At 62.4% G+C, this 22,070-nt stretch carries 17 protein-coding genes and 2 pseudogenes; 18 read left to right on the top strand and 1 reads right to left on the bottom strand.

From position 1 onward, the window contains the following. The first annotated feature begins 139 nt into the window (after positions 1-139). The 17 genes and pseudogenes from PSH84_RS15155 (at position 140) to PSH84_RS15075 (ending at position 19,044) form a co-directional block, all read left to right on the top strand. Positions 140-1,504: a UDP-glucose dehydrogenase family protein gene (locus PSH84_RS15155; protein WP_122568132.1), complete on the top strand. Its 1,365-nt coding sequence runs from the start codon at positions 140-142 to the stop codon at positions 1,502-1,504. After that, positions 1,501-2,556 carry an NAD-dependent epimerase gene (locus PSH84_RS15150; protein WP_305481314.1) on the top strand — a complete coding sequence of 352 codons (1,056 nt, stop codon included), beginning with the start codon at positions 1,501-1,503 and terminating at the stop codon, positions 2,554-2,556. Before PSH84_RS15155 ends, PSH84_RS15150 begins: the two co-directional genes overlap by 4 nt. Next, positions 2,553-3,299 (top strand): sugar transferase, encoded by a 747-nt coding sequence (locus PSH84_RS15145; protein WP_122568130.1) that lies wholly within the window; start codon positions 2,553-2,555, stop codon positions 3,297-3,299. Before PSH84_RS15150 ends, PSH84_RS15145 begins: the two co-directional genes overlap by 4 nt. Beyond that, positions 3,300-3,944 (top strand): CpsD/CapB family tyrosine-protein kinase, encoded by a 645-nt coding sequence (locus tag PSH84_RS15140; protein ID WP_122568129.1) that lies wholly within the window; start codon positions 3,300-3,302, stop codon positions 3,942-3,944. Positions 3,945-3,964: 20 nt separating this feature from the next. Then, complete coding sequence (locus PSH84_RS15135; protein WP_122568128.1) at positions 3,965-4,987, top strand: polysaccharide biosynthesis/export family protein; 1,023 nt, start codon at positions 3,965-3,967, stop codon at positions 4,985-4,987. 15 nt (positions 4,988-5,002) lie between these two features. Continuing rightward, on the top strand, positions 5,003-6,595 hold the full coding sequence (locus PSH84_RS15130) for a GumC family protein (RefSeq protein ID WP_122568127.1): 1,593 nt from the start codon (positions 5,003-5,005) through the stop codon (positions 6,593-6,595). Beyond that, positions 6,580-7,695, top strand: a complete 1,116-nt coding sequence (locus tag PSH84_RS15125; protein WP_436278752.1) for a glycosyltransferase family 4 protein — start codon at positions 6,580-6,582, stop codon at positions 7,693-7,695. Before PSH84_RS15130 ends, PSH84_RS15125 begins: the two co-directional genes overlap by 16 nt. Then, a complete protein-coding gene (locus tag PSH84_RS15120; protein WP_122568125.1) occupies positions 7,692-9,062 on the top strand; it encodes an O-antigen ligase family protein in 1,371 nt (456 codons plus the stop codon). Before PSH84_RS15125 ends, PSH84_RS15120 begins: the two co-directional genes overlap by 4 nt. Further along, complete coding sequence (locus tag PSH84_RS15115; RefSeq protein ID WP_305470459.1) at positions 9,059-10,027, top strand: glycosyltransferase; 969 nt, start codon at positions 9,059-9,061, stop codon at positions 10,025-10,027. Before PSH84_RS15120 ends, PSH84_RS15115 begins: the two co-directional genes overlap by 4 nt. After that, a pseudogene (locus PSH84_RS15110) lies at positions 10,020-11,161 on the top strand (glycosyltransferase family 2 protein). The gene PSH84_RS15115 and the pseudogene PSH84_RS15110 overlap by 8 nt, the downstream one beginning before the upstream one ends. A gap of 9 nt (positions 11,162-11,170) precedes the next feature. Beyond that, a complete protein-coding gene (locus PSH84_RS15105; protein ID WP_122568122.1) occupies positions 11,171-12,187 on the top strand; it encodes a polysaccharide deacetylase family protein in 1,017 nt (338 codons plus the stop codon). Beyond that, positions 12,184-13,488: an oligosaccharide flippase family protein gene (locus PSH84_RS15100; RefSeq protein ID WP_122568121.1), complete on the top strand. Its 1,305-nt coding sequence runs from the start codon at positions 12,184-12,186 to the stop codon at positions 13,486-13,488. Before PSH84_RS15105 ends, PSH84_RS15100 begins: the two co-directional genes overlap by 4 nt. Before the next feature lie 242 nt (positions 13,489-13,730). After that, positions 13,731-15,626, top strand: a complete 1,896-nt coding sequence (locus tag PSH84_RS15095; protein ID WP_305483173.1) for a hypothetical protein — start codon at positions 13,731-13,733, stop codon at positions 15,624-15,626. Then, positions 15,623-16,312 (top strand): GNAT family N-acetyltransferase, encoded by a 690-nt coding sequence (locus tag PSH84_RS15090; protein ID WP_122568119.1) that lies wholly within the window; start codon positions 15,623-15,625, stop codon positions 16,310-16,312. The genes PSH84_RS15095 and PSH84_RS15090 overlap by 4 nt, the downstream gene beginning before the upstream one ends. Positions 16,313-16,317: 5 nt before the next feature. Next, positions 16,318-17,493: a GNAT family N-acetyltransferase gene (locus tag PSH84_RS15085; protein WP_122568118.1), complete on the top strand. Its 1,176-nt coding sequence runs from the start codon at positions 16,318-16,320 to the stop codon at positions 17,491-17,493. Then, positions 17,465-17,937, top strand: a pseudogene (locus PSH84_RS15080) (ChbG/HpnK family deacetylase); the annotation flags it as partial. The gene PSH84_RS15085 and the pseudogene PSH84_RS15080, both read left to right, overlap by 29 nt. 168 nt (positions 17,938-18,105) lie before the next feature. Further along, positions 18,106-19,044: an alpha/beta hydrolase gene (locus tag PSH84_RS15075; protein WP_305481313.1), complete on the top strand. Its 939-nt coding sequence runs from the start codon at positions 18,106-18,108 to the stop codon at positions 19,042-19,044. 235 nt (positions 19,045-19,279) lie between these two features. On the opposite strand, the gene PSH84_RS15070 is transcribed toward PSH84_RS15075, so the two are convergent. After that, positions 19,280-19,993 carry a FadR/GntR family transcriptional regulator gene (locus PSH84_RS15070; protein ID WP_122568117.1) on the bottom strand — a complete coding sequence of 238 codons (714 nt, stop codon included), beginning with the start codon at positions 19,991-19,993 and terminating at the stop codon, positions 19,280-19,282. A 423-nt stretch (positions 19,994-20,416) separates the two neighbouring features. Here PSH84_RS15070 and gudD point away from each other — a divergent pair, with 423 nt between their 5' ends. Continuing rightward, a complete protein-coding gene (gene gudD / locus PSH84_RS15065; protein ID WP_305471173.1) occupies positions 20,417-21,718 on the top strand; it encodes a glucarate dehydratase in 1,302 nt (433 codons plus the stop codon). Positions 21,719-22,070: the final 352 nt, after the last annotated feature.

Here is a 22,070-nt window from a genome sequence, read left to right as displayed (position 1 = left end):
ATATCAAAAGGCCCGATTTCACATGAATTGCCAACACTGACAACTGTCATTTTGCTGACACGCTTTTCTGAAGCTGCGCTATACCCCTCTAAACAGTTTCATCCGAGTTACATCATTCGGTCTGCGAGGCGCGCCAAAAATGGACGTGAGCGTATTTGGTACGGGGTATGTCGGGTTGATCCAGGCGGCCGCAATGGCCGATGTCGGACACCGCGTTTTGTGCATCGACATCGACCCGAACAAGATCCGGCAACTGCAACAGGCCGTACCGACCATCAGCGAGCCGGGGCTGTCCAATCTGCTCGAAGACAACATCAAGGCCGGCCGCCTGTCGTTCAGTTCCCAGGCCAGCGACGCGGTCAATCACGGCGAGCTGATTTTCATCGCCGTCGGCACCCCCGCCGATGAAGACGGCTCGGCCGACCTGAGCCATGTGCTGGCCGTCACCCGGCAGATCGCCGATTTCATGGACAGCGACCGCACCCTGATCATCAAGTCCACGGTGCCGGTGGGCACCGCCGACAAGGTGACCGAATGCGCTCGTCAGGCGCTGGCCCGGCGGGGTCTGAAACAGCTGAACGTACGCGTGGTGTCCAATCCCGAATTTCTCAAGGAAGGCAGCGCCCTGGCCGATTGCATGCGTCCGGACCGGATCATCGTCGGCACCGCCGACCCGGTGGCCCGCGACCAGATGACGGAGCTCTACGCGCCCTTCTGCCGTAACCACGAAAAACTGATGTTCATGGACAACCGCAGCGCCGAACTGACCAAGTACGCCGCCAACGCCATGCTCGCCACCCGCATCAGCTTCATGAACGAACTGGCCAACCTCACCGAACGGCTGGGCGCCGACATCGAGGCGGTGCGCAAGGGCATCGGCTCGGACCCGCGCATCGGTTATCACTTCATCTACCCCGGCTGCGGTTTCGGCGGTTCGTGCTTTCCCAAGGACCTGCGGGCCCTGCTGCACACCGCCGAACAAAGCGGCATGCCGCTGCGCCTGCTGCGCAGCGTCACCGACGTCAACGACAGCCAGCGGCACATCCTCTTCGAGAAACTGGCGAAGCAATTCCCGGATGGCCTGGCTGGCAAATCGATTGCCATCTGGGGCCTGGCGTTCAAGCCCAATACCGATGACATGCGCGAAGCCCCCAGCCGCTACCTGATGGAAGCGCTGTGGCGCGAAGGCGCCCGGGTCCAGGCCTATGACCCGGAAGCCATGTCCGAATGCCGTCGTCTCTACGGCTATCGCAAGGACCTGAACCTCTGCGCGACCCGCGATGACACCCTCGAAGACGCCGACGCCCTGGTGATCTGCACCGAGTGGAAGAACTTTCGCGTGGTGGATTTCGACCTGTTGGCCAGCAAGTTGCGCGCCCGGGTGATCATCGATGGCCGCAACCTGTACAACCCAGAACACCTGGCCGCCGCCGGGTTGTTGTATCGCGGTATCGGGCTGCGCCACACCGTGCCTGGCACTCCTGCACCAGGGCTGCAAGCGTGAACATCCTGGTCACCGGCGCAGCCGGTTTCATCGGCGCCCATGTCGTGCTGCGGCTGCTGCGCGACGGTCATCGGGTGTGCGGACTGGACAATTTCAATGGCTACTACGACCCGCAACTCAAGCACGACCGCGTGACCTGGGTGCACGAACAGGCCGGCGAATTCCCCTTGGCGCGGATCGACCTGGCCGACGCGCCGACCGTCGACGAACTGTTCCAGGCCAGGCGCCCGGACGTAGTGATTCACCTCGCGGCCCAGGCCGGCGTGCGTTACTCCCTGGAAAACCCGCAGGCCTATGTCGACAGCAACATCACTGGGTTCCTGAACATCCTGGAAAACTGCCGCCGGTATCCGGTCAAGCACCTGATCTACGCCTCATCGAGCTCGGTATACGGTGCCAACTCGCGCACCCCTTATTCGGTGCAGGACAACGTCGACCACCCACTGTCGTTGTACGCGGCCAGCAAAAAAGCCAACGAATTGATGGCCCACAGCTACAGCCACCTGTTCGGTATTCCCTGCACTGGCCTGCGGTTCTTTACGGTGTACGGCCCTTGGGGCCGGCCGGACATGTCGCCGATCCAGTTTGCCCGCGCCATCGTCGAAGACCGTGTGCTGCAGCTGTTCAACCACGGTGAGCACCAACGGGATTTCACCTACATCGACGACATCGTCGAAAGCATCGCCCGCCTGATCGAACGTGCGCCCCAGGTCACGCCCCTGCTGGATCACGAACAACCGGATCCGGCCACCAGCCGCGCGCCCTGGCGGATCTACAACATCGGCGGACAGCACCCGGTGGCGCTGCGCACCTATGTCGCGCTGCTGGAAAAACACCTGGGACGCACCGCCCGCGTCGAGCTGCGGCCCCTGCAAGCGGGCGATGTGCTCAACACCTGCGCCGATGCCAGCGACCTGGCACGGGCCACTGGCTTCCAGCCGGGCATAGAACTGGACGACGGTCTGGGCCGCTTCATCCAGTGGTTCCTCGAGTATTACCCACTGCCTGCCCACGCGCCGCTTGCGGCCCAACCTCAGCGGAGGAGTCTATGACCCGACATGAGCAAATCATTGCGATCAACGCCCCCGGACGCGACAAGCGTGTCGATCCCGACCACCGCAGGCGCCTGGACGCGGCCATCCACCGTCAGGGCCGTGGTTGGTTGACCGGTCGCGACGGCGGCCGACCCTGGACGGTCTCGCGCACCAACCGCGTAGTGGCTTGCCTCGGCGCACTGGCGATCCTGCTGGTGTTCTGTCCGCTGCTGCTGGGCCTGGCGCTGCTGGTCAAGTTCTCCAGCCCCGGTCCCGTGCTGTTCATACAGAAACGCACCGGTTATCGCGGCAGGGTCTTCGGCATGTACAAGTTCCGCACCATGGTCGCCGACGCCGAAGCCCTCAAGGAGTCGCTGCGCCACCTCAACAAACACGGCGCCGATGCCATCGATTTCAAGATCGATAACGACCCGCGCATCACGCCCATCGGCCGGTTCCTGCGTCGCAGCAGCCTCGACGAACTGCCGAACCTGATCAACGTAGTGACCGGCGACATGCGCCTGGTGGGCCCGCGGCCGACCTCGTTCAACGCCTATCGCTACAAGGACAATCATCTTGTGCGCCTGAGCATCTACCCCGGCATGACCGGCCTGTGGCAGATCTCCGGGCGTAGCAATATCGACTTCGACCAGCGCGTGGAATTGGACCTCAGCTACATCGCTGAACAAAGCCTGTGGCTGGACTTGAAGATCCTGATGCTTACCCCCTTCAAAGTTTTCAGCGGCCACGGAGCGAGTTAAATGGACGGTTCGACGAATATCCTCACCATAGCCAGCCCGAGCGAGACCAACCTGACCTCGACCGTGCTCGACCCGGATCTGCGGATCCTTCTCATGACAGCCGCCAACATTGGCACCGGCACGAGCACCAGCGCCATGGCGCTCGCCGCTCAACTGGCGCAGATGAGCACCGGACGGGTGTTGCTGGTGGATGCGAGCCAGTCGCCGCGCAACCTCAGCCAGCAACTGTCGCTGCACAAAGAGCGCGGCTTCAGCGACCTGTTGTTCAACACCCTCGCCCCACCGCTGTTGCAGGACTGCGTGGTGCAGGTTTCCAGCCTGCCCTTCGACGTGCTGCCCCATGGTCGCCTGGGACATAACGCCGAACGCCTGAGCCCCGAGCGACTGCGCCCATTGTTCAGGCAACTGGGGGCGCAGTACCGCTTCGTGGTGATCGACGCCGACGCGGTGTATTCGGCCACCGACACACTGGTCATCAGCACCCAGGTGGACGGCGTGGTGCTGGTGGTTCGCGGAGAGGACACCCGCTGGGAAGTGGCCCAAGCCGCCCGGCAACGCTTGGTCCAGGCGGGCGCGAAGGTGGTCGGCAGCGTGTTCAATCGCCGCAAGTACTACATGCCCAAATGGCTCTACAACAACCTGTAAGCCCGCAAAAGGATGACGAGATGAACGCCAGAATGCTTGTCCTGCTGTTGCTGCCGCTTGCCGGTTGCTCCAGCACCACCGATACCCGTTCGATGCCGGTGCAGATCCTCACGGCCGCGCCGGCCAACGCCCAAGCCACCGACATGCCCAGGGTCGAACAGACCCTGAGGCCCCAGGATGTACTGGATGTGATTTTTCACATCGACACCACTTCTTCCCAGGCTTACCGCGTGCAGCCGGGCGACCAGGTTGCCCTGAGCTTCACCGCCGCCAGCCAACTCAACGGCACGCAACAGGTGATGCCCGACGGCAGTATCGAACTGCCGGGCGCCAACACCTCGGTGAAAGTCTCCGGCCTGACCACCGACGAGGCGCGCCTGGCAGTGCAACGTGCCTACAACCAGAAGATGCTGTTCCAGCCCAATCGCAACCAATTGACCGTAATGGTGACCAGCCCGCTGTCCGGCGAGACGAACCTGCGCAACACCTTGACCCACCCAGCCACCGGCATGAGCCGGGAAATCATCGTGGGCCGGGATGGCTACGCCAGCTTCCCGGAAATCGGCTCGGTGCCGTTGCAAGGCATGACCGTCACCCAGTTGGAGACTTTCCTCAACGAGCGCTACGCCCAACTGCCCGGCCACATGACGGTGGATGTGCTGCTCAAGTCCACCGCCGGTAACGAGATCTATGTCCTCGGTGAAGTGGCCCAGCCTGGCTCCTACCCGATCCGCCGGCCGATCTCCGTTCTCGAGGCGCTGACCCTGGCCCGGGGCACGAACGTCAAGGCAAGGCTCGACTCGGTGGTGATCATGCGTCGCAACGGCAATCAGGTTGAAGCCCGCCACTACGACGTCGAGAAGGCTCTGAGCGGCGACGCCTCGCAGATCGCCTACCTGCAACCGGAAGACATGTTGTACGTGCCCAAGACCGGCCTGGCCAAAGCCGGTGAAATGGCTCGGCAACTGGCCGACGTGGTGCTCTTCCAAGGCGTTGGCGTCAGCTTCGGCTACGACCTCGACAAAAGCAGCGACAGCAACTGACTCAGGTGATCGATCATGAACCCCAAGGAAAACTATCTGCACGAGTTCTTCAGGATCTTCTTCGCCAACAAGCAGTGGGTGAAGCGCGTCTTCCTGATTTTCGCCGTGATCGCCCTGGTGCTGCCGTTGATGCTCAAGCAGAGCTTCGATATCACCGCCCAAGTGATCGTCCAGTCGAAAAAGCTCTCCCAAGGCGACGCCACGACTTCGCTGAACCAGGAAAACGCGACGTTCGTTCCACCGTCCCTGGCGGACATGGAAACCGAGAGCAACATCCTGCGCTCGCCGGCGTTGATTCGCGAAACCATCAAGACCCTGCGCGACCAGGGCGAGTACACCCCAAGCCCAGGCGTCCTCAACAAGTGGGTGAGCGAACCACTCAAGCGCTACGTCACCCAGCCATTGCGTGAGTACGTCATCAATCCACTGCGCGACGGCTTGGGGCTCGAGGTCGATCCGGTACGCGACACCGTGCTCGATACGCTAACCGACGAGGCCATTGAGAACCTGAAGATCGAGACATTGCCCGGCTCCAACGTCATCTCCATCGTCTACAGCTTCGGCGACCCGGCCCAGGGCACCCGGTTCGTGGCGCAACTGCTGGAAAACTACCTCACCGGTCGCCAGGACCTGCAATCGATAGAGTTGCCCCAGACGTTCTACGAGCAGAAAAAAGTCCAGTACCAGGCTCGGCTTGACGGCTTGGAGGGCAACCGCCTGACGCTGCTTGAAGGCGTCGGTTCTTCCGATCCCAAGGAAGAAATCACTTTTCGCTTGAATGCGATCAACACCGAGGAGCAGGCCCTGAACCTGTACCAGGACCGTCTGCTGCAAGGCCAACGCTGGCTGGATTACCTCAAGACCAGCCTGGCGGCGGCGAACAGCTCGCGATTCAACGACTACACCTTCCCGTTCACCTTCACCACCACCGTGGACAACGTCGCCTTCGACGATCGGGAAATCAGGCAAATGGGCGAGCAATTGACCAGCCAGGTCAGCCGCTACATGAACGACCTGGCGATCTTCCAACCCAGCAGCGAACCGATGTTGCTGGCTCGCGAGCAGATCATGCGCACCCGCCAGCAATTCCTCAAAGTGGTGAACAACCGCATCCAGGAACGCACCACCGACCTGGCGGTGGTCAACTCGGTGATCAATCAGAAAGTCGAACGTATCGCCGCCTTCAAGGAACGTATCCACCAACTTCAGGAAACCCAGAGCAAGCTGCGGCAGATGGACACCGAGATCAACGCCCTGCATGCGGCGTTCTCCACCTATGCCCAGCGGTTCGCCGAAGCCAGCTCTACTCGTTCGCTGGATAACGACCTGTCCAACGCCCGAGTCTTGAGCCCACCATTCGAACCCACCGCTGCGGCGTTTCCCAAGCCGGTGCTGATCATCGCGTTCGGCTTGTTCAGCGGCCTGCTATTGGCGATCGCCCTGGTCTATGTACGGGAGTTCTTCGACCATCGCTTCAAGCATCCGGCGCAAATTGGCCACCAATTGGATCTACCGGTGCTGCTGGTGATCAACGAGCAGTCGCCCGAGCAGGTCAACCCGCACCGCAACTGGAGCGTGCCCAGCCTTGTCCATTGGGTGAAAAATTGAACGCGCCATTCAGCCAGTCCCACCGCAGCCTCCCCCTGTCGATCATTCATCTGCTCGGCAGCGGTGGCTTCTATGGGGCCGAGCGGATGCTGCTCGATCATTGCGTGGCGACACCCGGCCAGCATCAGGTGCTGTTCCTGGGGGCGCCGCCGACCTTGATCACGCGGTTCCGCCAGGCCGGGATCGACTGCCACCACTGCGCCAGTTGGCCCGAACTGTTGCAGCATTTGAGGCAACGGCGCGCCGAGCGCCCGCTGATCAATACGCACAACTTCAAGGGCCTGGTGTTCGGCTGGGCCGCGGCGACCCTGTTGCGCCTGCCGCTGGTGATCACCCAGCACGGCTTCACGCCACGCAGCCCCAAACAACGCTTCTATACGTGGTTGAGCCTGCAACTGTGCCGCACCGCGCCGGTCAAGCGAGTGGTGTGCGTGGCTGAAAGCATCGCGGCGCTGCACCGCCAGGCCAGCGTGAACGCGGAAAAACTCGACGTGATCCCCAACGGCCTGCCGGCCGTCACGACGCCGCTGCCTCATCGTGACGACAGGCAACGCTGGCGGGTCGGCTACGTCGGCCGCTTGAGCAGCGAGAAAGGCCCGGACCTGTTCCTCGACGCGATGATCCCTTTGTGCCAGCGCCATGCGTCGCTGCACGCGGTCATGCTCGGCGACGGCCCGGAACGCCAGCCCTTGCTCAAGCGCATCGTTGACGCGGAGCTGCCCACGCGCATCGAATTGCCCGGTTATCAGACGGACATGAACGACTGGTGGAGCCGCCTCGATGCACTGGTGATCAGTTCACGCACCGAAGGCACGCCGATGATCCTGCTCGAAGCCATGCAGGCCGGCGTGCCGGTGGTGGCGTTCGGCGTCGGTGGCATTCCCGATGTATTGCAGGACCGCCACAACGGCCTGCTTGCCACGCCGGCCGACAGCGAGGAGCTGGCACGCCAGATCGAAACGCTGTTCAGCGAACCGCCCCTGGCGCGGATCCTCGCCGACAACGCGCGCCGCACCCAACGCGACCGCTACGACCTGCGCACGCTGGCCGAACGCTGGTCGCAACTCTATATCCGCACGGCGCGGGAGGCTCAGCCATGATTGTCCCGCTCTCGATCGTCAGTCTGCTGGGGCTGGTGTGCCTGGCATTGCTGGCCAGTCCTTATCCGTTTCTCGCACCGGGTGCTGTGCTTGGGCTGGTGGGCGTCGCCATGCTGTACCGCAAGCCCGGCTGGGGTTTGCTGGGCATTGCCGCGCTGCTGCCGCTCGAAGGCCTGTTCAAGGACAACGCGTTTTCCGGCAGCAAATTCCTCGGCGTGGCGCTGATCCTGATCCTGATGCTGCAGTTGGCCTTGCATCAGATCCCTGCGACGCGCTTGCGTAGCAACATCTGGAAGCCGTTGCTCGGCTTCATGGTGTTGTATGGCCTGAGCCTGTTGATCTCGGAAAACATGGACCTTTCCCTGATGCATCTGCGTGAACTCGCAGTAGGGCTGATTCTGTTCGTGATCACGTTGTTGATCGGTCGCGAGCTGAACCTGGAGATGTTCGCCCGGCTGATGACAGTGAGCGTCGCCACGACCTGCGTGCTCGCAATGTTTTCAGCCAAATACCAGGATCAGGGTCGCGCCTCCGGTTTGCTGGAAGACCCGAACGCCTTTGCGCTGTTGATTGCGTTTACCGTACCGCTGGCATTGTTGTTGACCATACGCAGCCAGAACCTGCTGCAACGGTTGTTCTGGGCTGGCGGTTGCATCCTGTTGTTGGGTGGAATGACCAAGACCGAATCGCGTTCAGGACTGGTCGTGCTGCTGCTCACTCTGATGATCGGGTTGTATCACTATCGGGCGCAGCTACCACGCGTGCGTCCCCGGCACCTGGGGTTCGCGATGCTCGGCCTGGCACTCATGGTCCCGGCGACAATCGCCTTGATGCCTGCCGGCTACGTGGCACGCATCCAGACATTGAGCATTCTCAGCTCCGGCACCAACGACCACAAGGACGGGTCCTTGGGTCGCCGCGCCTCGTACATTGTGGTGGGCAGCCAGATGATCCGCGAGAAGCCGATACTCGGTTCGGGGCCTGGGACGTTTCCGGAGCATTACGCCCCCACCGGCTACGCCAAGGCATTCTCGGCCAATCGCAAACGAGGGGATCTGTACCGCCAGGCCCATAACACCTACCTGGAAATCTTCAGCGAAATCGGCGTGCCAGCCGGCTTGATGTTTGTCGGCACGATTGGGCTGGGCCTCTACAACCTGATGCGCACGCGCCAACTCTGGCTCCAGCGTCGGGACTGGGCCCAGGCGGACCTGTTGACGCACCTGGGCATGAGTTTCCTGTCGCTGGCGTTGTTCCTGATGTTCCTCAGCGCGCCGAACCACAAGTTACTGTGGATCATGCTCGCCTTGACCAGCATATTGCGCTACGACGCCGAACAGTCCACGCCGCGGGAGGCCCGTTCATGAGCCGCATCAGTATCGTCATACCGATGTACAACGAGGCCCGGCATATCGCCCGCACGCTGCTCGCCGCACAACGCGCCGCCAATGCCGCCAGTCTTGCATGCGAGTTGATCGTGGTCGACAACGGCTCGCAGGATCAGGGCCCGGAGATTGCCCGGCAGTTCGGTGCGCAGGTCCTGGTGATTCCAGGCGTGCTGATCGGTGCCCTGCGCAATCGCGGAGCGCAGGTTGCCACTGGTGAATGGCTGGCCTTCATCGACGCCGACATCGAAATGCCCGAGGACTGGCTGACGCATTTGCTGGCGCTGGAGAACGCAGACATCGCCGACGTCTTCGGCCTGGACCTGTACACCCCCGCGCAGGCACCCTGGTACGCCACGGCCTGGCATCGGCGGACCTCGCTCCCCTCGCGACATACCGTGCAACGCGTGGATTGGCTGCCCACCGCCAACCTGCTGATGCGCCGCCAATGGTTCGACAGGGCCGGCGGGTTCAACGAGACGCTGCGCACCGGTGAGGACAAGGACTTGACCCTGCGCCAGACGGCCAAGGGCGCACGGTTACTGTCGGTCAATGAATACACCGCCCTGCATTGGGGCTACGAAATGAACTGGCGCGAGTGGATGGGCAAGGAATTGTGGCGCCAGGGCAGTCTGGTGCAGTTGCTGCGTACCAATGGCTTGAGCCTGCGCCTGTTGCGCTTCCCGATGTTGGCCGTGCTCGTCTGGCTGCTGGACTTCCTGGCGCTCTGCGCGCTGGTCACTGGCGCTCCTCAACATGCACTCATGATGGGGCTGTTGACGACCGTGCCGGGGTTGGCGCTGAGCTTGCACCAGAGCCACAAGCACCGTAACCCATGCCTGACCCTGCAGCTTTGGGGCCTGCACTGGGTGCGCCTGCACCTGGCCGGCGTCGCGCTCATCCTCAGCCTTTGTCATTGGAAAGCAAGGAGGCCTGCCCGTGGCTGAGTTCATTTTCTGGTTGTGCCTGTTACTGCCGGTATACGCCTACCTGGGTTACCCATTGCTGCTGACGCTCGCCGGGCCATTTTTTCCCAGGCTCAGGCCTGAGCCTCTGCCTGCGCAACGGGTCAGTGTGATCGTTGCCGCGCACAACGAACAACGCAATATCGAGAGCAAACTGCGCAATCTGCTGGCCCAGGACTATCAGGCCGCCAGCCTGCAGATCGTTGTCGCCAGCGATGGCTCCACCGATCAGACCGTGGCCCTGGCGCGCAGCTTCGAAGATCCGCGCATCGAGGTGCTCGACCTGCCGCGCCAAGGCAAGAACAGCGTGCTCAACGCCGCGGTCAGTCATTGCACGGGCGATATCCTGGTGTTTACCGATGCTGATGTTCACTGGCTCGACGGCACGTTTGAGCGTCTGCTGGCGCCATTTTCCGATCCTCGGGTCGGCGGTACTGTCGGCAATATGAACATCCCCGTCCCGGGTTCAGGCCTGAGCGTGGGCGAAAGCCTGTACCGTCACTACGAAGCCTGGCTGCGCCGAGTGGAAAGTCGCGTCGGTTGCACGGTCTCGGCCGCGATGGTGCGCTGCAGGCGTTGCGTCGCGAGCTGTACCAACCGATTCCAGCCATGGTCAACGACGATTTTTTTATCAACACCTGCGCACCGATCACTGGCAAACGCGTCGTCTACGTCGTCGACGACGCCAAGGTGCTCGATCAAGGCGTGGACGAAGCCGGCCGACAATTCAGCCGCCGCCAGCGCGTCACCGTCGGCGGCCTGATCAGTCTGGCGGCCCGGCGTGAGCTACTCAACCCGCTGTGCCATGGCCTATACGCCATCGCATTGATTAGCCACAAGCTGATCCGCCGGCTGGCGCCAGTGCTGTTGCTGCCCCTGCTGGTGGCTAACCTCTGGCTGCTAAATGAGCATGGCTTCTACCGCCTGGCCTTGTCTGCCCAACTGCTCGGCTACGCCTTCGCCGTGGCCGGCCTGCTGGATGTGCGTCATCGCTTGCCTAGACCGTTTCGCCTCGCCGCGTTCGTGCTGGTGACCCTGGCCGGCATGGTAGCCGGCCTGTGGCCGTTCGTGCGCGGACACAGCTACAACCAATGGAACCCCGATCAGACTCGATGAGTGCCTGACATGCCGATCAATACTCACATCAAGACCACCATCAAGCGCACCGGCGGCTGGTTGTACCTGAACACGTCCCTGGGTCGCCATGCATTACGCGGCGCCGGCGTCATTCTGATGTTGCACCGGGTACTGAACAACGACCGCGCCGCCGAATTGCCTCATCGCAACGAGCTGTGCGTGGGGCCCGAAGCGTTCGAACACTTGTTGATCTGGCTGCAGCAACATTTTGAATGCGTGCCGTTGATGACCTTGTTGCTGGCCGACCCTGAAAGCGTCCCGAACCGTCCCCGGGTGGCCCTGACCTTCGACGACGGCTGGCGCGACAACGCCATGAACGCCTTTCCTCTGCTGCGCCAGTACCAAATGCCGGCGAGCATTTTCCTCTCCACCGACTTCGTCGGCAGTCGCCAGCATTTCTGGTGGGAGAGCATCGGCGAAACCTTGTGGGGCAGCCATGGGCAGCTGGCGCGGCGCTCGTTGATCGAGCATTTGCAGCACGCCGGCCGGCCGTTGCCGGTGCTGCTCGACGATATCGACGACGAGCGCCGCAGCCTGGCGCTGACGCATTACCTGCAAAGCCTCAAGAGCCTCGATCCACGTACCTTGAGCGACCTCACCGACGCCTGCCCGCAGGGTTCCCAACCCCAAGCCCTGGACTGGTCCCAGGTGCGCATGCTCGAAGATTCCGGACTGGTGCGCTTCGGTCCCCATGGCGCCAGCCACGCGATCCTGACCGGGCTGGACGACCAGCGCCTGCATGAAGAACTGTCCCGCAGTTGGACCGCGTTGGAAAATGGCTGTGCCCAACCCTTGCCAGTGTATTGCTACCCCAACGGTGACAATGACGCCCGTGTGCGCGAGCAGGTGGCGGCCCACGGTTTTTCGTTCGCACTGGGCACCGAGGCCGGACTGTATCGCCATGACGGCGACCCTCTGAACCTGCCACGTTTCGGCGTCAGCCAACGCAACGCCTGTCACCCTGAGTTATTGGCCTGGCGTATTCGCCGAGGAGTCCGTTCATGAACCGTGCACGTTACCTCAGGCTCTTGGTAATGAGCATGGGCACTAGCCTGGCGATGATCGGCCTGCGCCTGCTGCGCAACGTGTTGCTGGCACGGATCCTGGGGCCCAGCGAACGCGGGCTGTTGGCGCTGCTCAGCACCCTACCGGACCTGATCAGCGCCACCACCAGTGGGGGCCTGAATTCCGCCGTCGGTTATCAGGCGGCGCAGCATCGCTCGATGAGCCTGTTGCTCAGCCACGTGCTGGTCTTCGGCTGTCTGCTGGCGGGGTTGCTGACGCTGCTGGTGGTGGCGCTGGTGCGTGAGTTCGGCGCCGAACTGGACATCACCACGCAACTGGGACTGCTGGCCTGGCTGCTGTTGCTGGCCGTGCCGCTGGCGGCGCTCAAGACCGGCCTGCTGACCCTGCACAATGCCTCCGGCGGCGTCGGCGTGTTCAACGCCTTGCGGCTGATGGAATCTTTGGTCCCGCTGTTGCTGTTCGTGGCGCTGTTCTGGATGTGGAAAGACACGGCGCTGGAAGCGGCGCTGATCAGCTGGCTGGCGGGCCTGAGTCTGGTGGTGCTGGCGGGTTGGATGTGGTTGCGTCGCGATCACGCGGTCACCCTGCGCTGGGATCGCGCCGGCCAGACCGAACTGTTGCGTTACGGTGCCCGCAGTCATCCGGACCTTTTGTTCCAGCAACTGATGACGCGCTCGGATTACCTGTTCATCGGCGCGCTGTTGGGCAGCACGGCGCTAGGGCACTACGCCATGGCCAGCGCGGCGGCCGAACTGCTGCATATCGTGCCGGAAGCGGTCACCACGCCGCTGATGAAACGCCTGCTGCAGCAGGACAGCGACATGAAGCGCCTGACCCCGCTGGCCTTGCGCCTGACCGCCACGGCCATGCTGGGCGCCTGCCTGGGCATGGTACTGGTGGGCGAATGGCTGATCGTTACCCTGTTCGGCATCGCCTATCAACCGGCGTACCCGGCCCTGCTGGCGCTGCTGCCAGGGGTGTTCGGGTTGTGCTATGCGAGCATCCTGCGCCTGGACCTGCTGGGCAAGAACCGCCCCGGCACCGTTTCGCTGCTGATGGGCGGGGGGGCGCTGTTGAACCTGGCGCTGAACCTGATTTTAATCCCGCGCTACGGCATCGTCGGCGCTGCCGCCGCGTCCTCGATCGCCTACTTGGGTGTCACCTTGGCCATGCTTGTCATGTATTGCCGCCTCAGCGGCGTGGCGTTGTGGCGGACACTGATCATCCTGCCCAGCGATTTGCTGCCGATGCGTCAGATGCTGTTGGGGAAATCCGCGTGAACACCGTCGTCAGCAAAACCGCCATCGCGAGCAAGCTCGCTCCCACAGGGTCCGGTGTAGGACGTGGCATCTGCATCCACCGCAGATCCACTGTGGGAGCGAGCTTGCTCGTGATGGCGGTGGGTCAGTTGGCGATGATGCTGCGGATGAAGACCTCTTCGCGAGCAGGCTCGCTCCCACAGTGGAAGATCGGCGCGTGCCTATGTTTTCTCGCGCTGGCAACCTCGGTCCATGGCGCGTCCATGCAATGGACCGGCATCCGTGACGGCAGCCTGTACCTGCAAACTGACCGTCAGGACGCTGTCACCGTGCGCTGGGTGCCCGCCTGGCAAGCCGAGGCCAATGCCGAACATCTGTATCTGCTCGATGGCCAGGGACGATTGGCGGGTGAGCGCCTGGTCAAGGCGGATCAGCCCCGCGGCGAACAGCAGTGGCCGCTGCCGCCGGGGGCCGCCAGTTATCGCCTGGAAATCCCCGGCTACAGCTTCCGTCGCTACACCGTTGAGCACGACGCACGCACCCGCGCCCTATTTGCCCCGGCAAAGGTGCATTTCAATGCCGAAACCCACGACGGCGACGAGCTGTATTTCAAGGTAGCGGCTGGCGAACAGGCGGTGCTGGCAGGCAAGTTTCACGGCGGCGTACGTGCGCTGCAAGCCCGACGCGTCGGCGACGGCAAGCAGTTGCAACTGAACCTCAAGCCATACCGGGCTTATTGGCAGTTCGATCAGGTCGCCCTGCCGATAGCTGACGTCGAACAAATCTGGCGCTTGCGTCTGCTGGGCAACGGCAAGGCCGCGTTCTGGCTGGACGGCACCGCCAACCTGTTCGCCCAGGACCCGGCACACCTGCTGCCACTGCGCGAAGATCCAGGTCAGACTCACCTGAAACTGTATGACGAGGCGCTCGGCACCACCCCCAAGCTGGGCACAGCGCTGCCCTACGAGTTATTGCCGCCGTCCACCTACGCCGTGCTCGATGCGCTCAAACCCCAGGCGGCGACCCTTTACAGCTTCGTCGATATCACGGCGGCCAGGGGCACTTATGAAGATGCCTTCCGACGCTTGTACCAGGACCGCTTCGCCATCAGCCAAAACATCACCCTGTTGGCCCGCAGCCAGCGCCAGGTAGAGCTAAAGGACGACCGGACCAGTCACAGCGGCTTGCAAGCCTGGCTCACGGCGACCCGTGCTTTGGGCGGCAATGGCCTCCATTACCTCAGTTTTGCCGATGAGCCGAACCTCAATTACCCCGACTTCGCCAGTTTCCAGCAACTGTTCCAGAGCATGGCTGCCCAAGTCCGCGCCGATCCCGCCAACGCACGTGCCGGTGTCCGCATCGCCATACCGGCCAGCTCCCAGTTCACCAACGGCCCCTTCATTGAAAATGCCGCTGACAAGCGCGGGATCGACTGGGCACGGCGCCTGCTGGCGACGTCCGACGACCAGATCGACGCCCTGGCCTGGCATGAATGGATGATCCGCGACCTGCTGGCGACCCGGGTCTACCGCGACAGTGTCCGTCAGGCCGCCAACCTGGTGGGACTGGACAGCCAAGGTCGGCCGCGCAAAGCCTTGCTGTTGGACCAGACCAACATGTCCGCCGGTTCGAGCCTGAGCCCTTACGACCAGGAAACCCACTACGCCGCCCTCTGGTGGACGTCGGTGGTCATTAACGCCTCGGCCGACGGCTGGCTGGACATGCTCAACTGGTTCATGGCCGCCGACGAACCGGAGTATCCCAAAGGCATGGTGCGGGTGCTGGACGATCAGCGCTTCGAGCTCAAGCCCGTGGGCCTGGCCCAGCAGTTCATTCAACAGCACTGGCTCGACCAGGTGCTGCGCCTGGACAACGACGCGTTTGAAGTCGATGTGCTGGCCATGGCCACCGGCAAGCAACGCAATCTGCTGGGCGTGAACAAAAGCACACGAGCCCATCAAGTCAGCCTCGACGGCACGGCCTGCCCTCAGCCAGCCATGACCCTGCTGTATTTCGGCCCGGACAACCGCAGCCACAACGTTGCGTTTGACTGCAAGGGCGGCCAGGTCAGGTTTCTCCTGCCAGGGGAAACCGTGTTCGCCCTCAGTTGGACAGCTCCCCTTTCCCCCCAACCTGCCACCCGTCAGGAGGCACCATGAACGCTCTGCAAACATTGCGTGATCGCATTCAGAAAAAAGGTCTGCGCGCTGTCCTAAAACAGCTATGCAGACGCTACGTATTTTCCCACACCCGACTGGTGTGGCTGGAGCATGATATACGGACCCCGCTCCCCCCCCATAACCTCAAGCCCTACCCACCGATGCGCCTGGAGTCCATCACGGTCAGCAACGCCGATGCTTTTGCCCGGCACTTCGGCAACCGCGTCGAAACCATGCGCGAGTTGGCGGCCGAAGGCTACACAGGCTTGATGTACCTGGATGATCAGGGCGACACCGTGGGCTTCGCCTGGGCCAGTACACGGGACTATTTCGACCGCCATTTCTATCGCTGCAACTTCCCGATCAAGCCTGGCGAGTACTTTCAGTTCGGCGGCGAGGCGATTCGTGAATACTGGGGTACCCGTATCTCGGCGGACATGCAGTTGGAAGTGTGGAAAGTCATGGCGGACCACGGTTGCAACACAATGGTCGATGTCTGCGATTTGCAAAACATCCAGGCGATCAAGATGCATATCCGCATGGGCTTCCAAGAGCGCGGGCAGATCACACACATATACCGTTTGCTCGGTCATTGGCGTTTTTTGCGCAATACGTCTTACACCGGCACGGCACTGGACGCCTTTCGTAAACCGGCGCAGCCGGCTGCCTCGACTTCGGCGGCCTGATCCCCATGGCGATCCGGTTCCAATGGTGTCGCTCCCTGGGCGCGGCGGACTTTCCTGCACCAGCTTATGAACAGCTGCGAACCCAGGTGGCCGACGCAACACCGTTCAACACCCTGGCCTGGCTGCAAGCGGCGGAATTCGCCCTGTTGCCCGAGCAGCAATTGCATGTGCTGCTGGGCTGGCAGGACCAGACCTTGTGCCTTTGCCTGCCCCTGGTATCAGGACTTGAACGTATCGGCGGGCTGCGGTTCCGGGTGTTGCATCACTTGGGTTTTCCAATGACCGACCGCATCGCCCTGCTGGCGCGCCTGGACACCGAAGACATGGGCCAGGCGCTGATGCAGATCCGTCAGCACTTGCCTCACACGTTGCTGCAATTGAATGAAGTGATCGAGCCGGTCGGTGAGCAAAGCGTCCTCAGCGCCTGGATGGCGCTGAGTTCAACCGGGGAACGGCGGCTCAGTTGCCGGGTTCCGGTGCACTTGATCGATGACAGTGACCGTCAAGAGATATCCGGCGATCCACGCTACAAATTGCGCCGGGCGCGCAAGCGAATTGCCGCTTGCGGTGCCGAAATCCACCGAGTGACGCCAGACGCCATCAGCATGGGACAGCTGTTGCGGGCACTTGCCAGTGTCGAGGCTGCTAGCTGGAAAGGTGATGAAGGTGTCGGCATCTTCGCCGACCCCAGACGCCAGCAATGGATGAACCACGCCTTCACCGCCCTCGCCGCCCAAGGCCTGGTGCGGGTGGTGCTGTTGGAACTGAACGGCGAATGCATCAGCTATCGCCTCGGCCTGCTGGACCAGGGGCGGCTGTATGACTACAACCTGGCGTTCCTGCCACAGCATGCCGACCTGGGCAGCGGCCGGGTACTGCTCGAAGAGTGGATTCACTGGGGGCTGGACGAGAACTGGCGCTGGATCGATGCATCACGGGTCAGCCTGGAGAACTCCAGCCATCAATTACACGAACGCATGACGGGCCAACTGGAACACTGGCGCTGGAGTTTTTATTCATGGCAGCCCGGTGGCTTGTTCCTGGGATTTGCCTTGAGGCTCTGGAAAAGCTTGAAGCCATGGCTTGGCAAACGCCGGACCAAACCGACCGCGACGACGGCATCGTCCTCCCCAAAGAACCAGGAGAATACGAATGCCTCGTCAAGTGACCGTCAACGCTGACGACTTCGGACTCAGCCTCAGCGATAACGCACTGATCCTGCGGGCCTTCGAGACCGGCGTGATCAGTTCCGCCACGGCCATGGCCAACATGCCGGGTTTCGAGCCAGCCTGTGAACTGGCCCGGCAACCGCTGCTCAATGGCCACGTTGGTTGCACTTCAGTCTCAGCTATGGCCCGCCGCTGGGCCAGGTGATCGCATCGCGCCCGGTTTTTTGCGATGCCAATGGCCAGTTCGACCTGAACCTGTCGCGCTATTGCCTGCGCCTGGGCTCAAAGGACTTGGCGGCGGTTAAGGACGAACTGCAGGCGCAATGGCAACACTGACTGGACCGCGGCCTGCGTCCCAGCCACCTCGACGCCCATCAACATGTGCATAACATCTGGCCCATCGGCGAACTGGTGGACCGCTTCGCCGCCCGGCAAGGTGTGCCCATGCGCCTGGCGGGCGTGCCCAAGGTCGCGCATGACCGAACCATGGGGATGCGCATTGACGGGGACGCAGGAGGTTGTTTGTGGCGAGGGAGCTTGCGCCCGCTCGGCTGCGCAACAGTCGCAAAACGGTGGAGGAATCTGCTACAAGGCATCTTCGGTTTCGAGTAGCGAATGGCATCGATGGCTTCACTCTTGTTTTCTGGCCTGAAACGCCGCTGGTTGGCCTGGCTGTGCATGAGCGCATTGGTCGTCGGCCTGCCAGTGGGCTGCGCCGTGTTGCAGCATAAAGAGCGGGAACTGGTCTTTCGCATCGAGCCGGGGACAGCGAGCTGGTTCAGTGGGCTGCCCAGCAGTGTGCGGGAGTTCGACCTCAAGCCAAACAGCTTCAAGGCCGGGGAAAATATCCACGGCTGGTGGTGGCCGGCCGAACGCAAGAACGCGCCGGCCATCCTGTATTTGCACGGTGTGCGCTGGAATTTGACCGGCCAATTGTTTCGTATCCAGCAACTGCGGGCGCTGGGCTATTCGGTACTGGCCATCGATTACCGGGGCTTTGGCAAAAGTCATGGGGATCTGCCCTCGGAAGCCAGCGTCTATGAAGATGCGCGCATCGCCTGGGAGCGTCTCGAAGTGCTGCAACCGGACCCAAGCCTGCGGCTGATCTATGGTCATTCCCTGGGCGGCGCCGTCGCGGTGGACCTCGCTGCGCAGCTCGGTCAGCAGGCGGCGAAGGATGGCAAAGCCCAGGTCCGAGGCCTGGTGATCGAATCCACGTTCACCTCCCTGGGCGATGTCGCCACCGCGATGGCGAATACATCCCTGCCAGTGCGCTGGTTGCTGTCGCAGAAGTTCGACTCCATCGACAAGATCGGCGAGATCAACATGCCGCTGCTGATTGTCCATGGCGCCGCCGACCGCTACGTGCCGCCACGCTTCAGCGAGCAACTGTTCAACGCCGCCCGGGAACCCAAGCGCCTGCTGCTGGTGCCCGGGGCGACGCATAACAACAGCATGAGCCTGGCAGGCAAGCACTACCGGCAGGCCTTGGATACCCTGATGAAAAGCGCCCCCACCCCCGTGGCCGGAAACGCCCCCGCCGGCCCGGCCAAAGCGGGCTGATCCACAGAACTATCCACGCCCCTCCTGTGGGAAGCGGTGGGTCAGTTATGGAGATGTTGGCTGTGCCGCCGCCATCGCGAGCAAGCTCGCTCCCACAGGGGTTCCGAGGTGTTCTCAGGTATCGCATGCACCACAGTTTTTTTCGAGGTGTTCTCAGGTAGCAAATGCACCACAGATCCCTTGTGGGAGCGAGCTTGCTCGCGATGGTGGTGGTGGGTCAGGCGACGATGAACCGTCAGGCCCCCGCGCCAAACCGGTCACGGCTGTTGGTCAGGTGCAGCCACATGGCGGCGCGGGCGGCGTCCGGGTCCTGGCGTTTGATGGCGTTGAAGATCGCCTCGTGCTCAAGGTTGGCCCATTGTGCCAGCTTGCTCAGATCGGCCTGGCCACGCTCGGCCACGTTCACTCGGGTCCTGGGGATCATCGCACTGCCCAGGTGCTGCATGATTTCGACAAAACAGGCATTGTTCGTAGCTTCGGCGATGAGCAGATGGAAACGCCGGTCGGCTTCGACACAGCTGTCGTTGTTGTTGGACAACCGCTGATAGTCGTCCAGCGCCTGGCGCATCTGCTGCAGCTGGTGTTCGCTGCGGCGCTGGGCCGCCAAGGCGACGGCCTGGGTTTCCAGGCCCAGGCGCAGTTCCAGGATCGCCCGCACCCCTGCCGCAGTGTCGACATTAAGGCGCAACCCTGGCTCGCCGGTTTGCGCCAGCACGAAGGTGCCGATGCCGTGCCGGGTCTCTACCAGCCCCGAAGCCTGCAATTTGGAAATCGCCTCGCGCACCACCGTCCGGCTGACGCCATGGGCCTGCACAATGGCCCCCTCCGATGGCAGCTTCTCGCCCGGCTTCAACTGCCCCAGCAAGATGCTCTGGCTCAGCTTCGTCACCAGGTCATGGGCCAGGTTGTGGGTACGCTTGCGCAGGGGCGCGTCGGTGTCTTGCGGCATCGCCGGGGTTCCTTGAAAACAGGCTGTCTGATCGTATCACCAGCGAGCGCGGTAAATCTCACCGCCGAGCCATCAACTTGTATGACAACACTCAAGATCAGCTCATTTCAGCCTGAGATCATCTTTTAAAAAACGGCTTCGCACGGGCGATAAAAACGCTGAATAAAATCATAATAGCCGGAAAAACCCAGCAAACACGGCATAAAACCCCGATTCACCCAATCCAATGATGCTGAAAAACAGCTTGTTATTCGAAAAAATCAAGTTGTATGATGTCCATCAACATCAGCACCTGTGCGATGCCCCGCATAAAAATAACGAGTGGGAGAAAAACCAGTGAACACATCCAGCTTCAACGCGAATACCGAAGCAGGTCCGGTGGCGAGCCTTTCAGAAACCAGCAAAGCCCCGATCATCACCAGCATGCAGGTCGTGCCGGTGGCCGGCCATGACGGCATGCTGCTGAACCTCAGCGGCGCCCATGGCCCGTTCTTCACCCGCAACATTGTCATTCTCAAGGACAACGCCGGCCACACCGGCGTGGGCGAGGTGCCCGGCGGCGAGCGCATTCGCCAGACCCTCGAAGACGCCCGCTCGCTGGTGGTCGGCAGCCCCATCGGCACGTACCAGAAGATCCTCAACACGGTGCGCCAGGCCTTCGCCGACCGCGATGCCGGCGGCCGTGGCTTGCAGACCTTCGACCTGCGCATCACCATCCACGCGGTCACCGGCCTGGAAGCGGCGCTGCTGGATCTACTCGGCCAACATCTGGACGTACCGGTCGCCGCCCTGCTCGGCGAAGGCCAGCAACGCGACGAAGTGAAAATGCTCGGCTACCTGTTTTACGTCGGCGATCGCCAGCAGACCGACCTGGCCTATCGCAGCGAACCGGACGCCGACAACGACTGGTTCCGCGTCCGTCACGAGAAGGCCCTGGACGCCGCCGCCGTGGTCCGCCTGGCCGAAGCGGCCCAGGCTCGCTATGGCTTCCAGGACTTCAAGCTCAAGGGCGGCGTGCTCCAAGGCGACGCAGAAATCGAAGCGGTCACGGCACTGGCCGAGCGCTTTCCCCAGGCACGCATCACCCTGGACCCGAACGGCGCCTGGTCACTCAAGGAAGCGATCCGTTTGTGCCGCGACCAACATAAGGTGCTGGCCTATGCCGAGGACCCTTGTGGTGCCGAGAACGGCTATTCGGGGCGCGAGGTCATGGCCGAGTTCCGCCGCGCCACGGGCCTCAAGACCGCGACCAACATGATCGCCACCGACTGGCGCGAGATGGGCCACGCCATCACCTTGCAGTCCGTGGACATTCCCCTGGCCGATCCGCATTTCTGGACCATGCAGGGTTCCGTGCGAGTGGCGCAGATGTGCAACGAATGGGGCCTGACCTGGGGCTCGCACTCCAACAACCACTTCGACATTTCCCTGGCGATGTTCACCCACGTGGCCGCCGCCGCACCGGGCGACATCACCGCCATCGACACTCACTGGATCTGGCAGGACGGCCAGCGGCTGACCAAGGCGCCCTTGCAGATCCAGGGCGGCTGCGTGCAGGTGCCGAAAAAACCGGGGCTAGGGATCGAGCTGGACACCGACCAATTGGCCAAGGCCCATGAGCTGTACAAAGGCATGGGCCTGGGGGCGCGGGACGATGCGGTAGCGATGCAGTTCCTGATTCCGGGCTGGACGTTCAACAACAAGCAACCGTGCCTGGTTCGTTAAAGCGACCAATACCCCTTGCTTGAAGTCACCCACGACTTCTTGTGGGAGCGAGCTTGCTCGCGATGACGGTGGGTCAGCCACATCGATGTCGACTGACACTCTGCTATCGCGAGCAAGCTCGCTCCCACATTGGGTCTATGGAGCCCATGAGCTGGAAGTCACCCATGACTCCCTGTGGGAGCGAGCTTGCTCGCGATGACGGTGGGTCAGCCACATTGATGTCGACTGACACTCCGCTATCGCGAGCAAGCTCGCTCCCACATTGGGTCTATGGAGCCCATGAGCTGGAAGTCACCCATGACTCCCTGTGGGAGCGAGCTTGCTCGCGATGACGGCGGCACATCCAACATCG

It is taken from the genome of Pseudomonas beijingensis, assembly GCF_030687295.1.
Classification (GTDB): Bacteria; Pseudomonadota; Gammaproteobacteria; order Pseudomonadales; family Pseudomonadaceae; genus Aquipseudomonas; species Aquipseudomonas beijingensis.
Note: the sequence above shows the minus strand (reverse complement) of the source record. Positions and strands in the feature narration are given on the sequence as shown.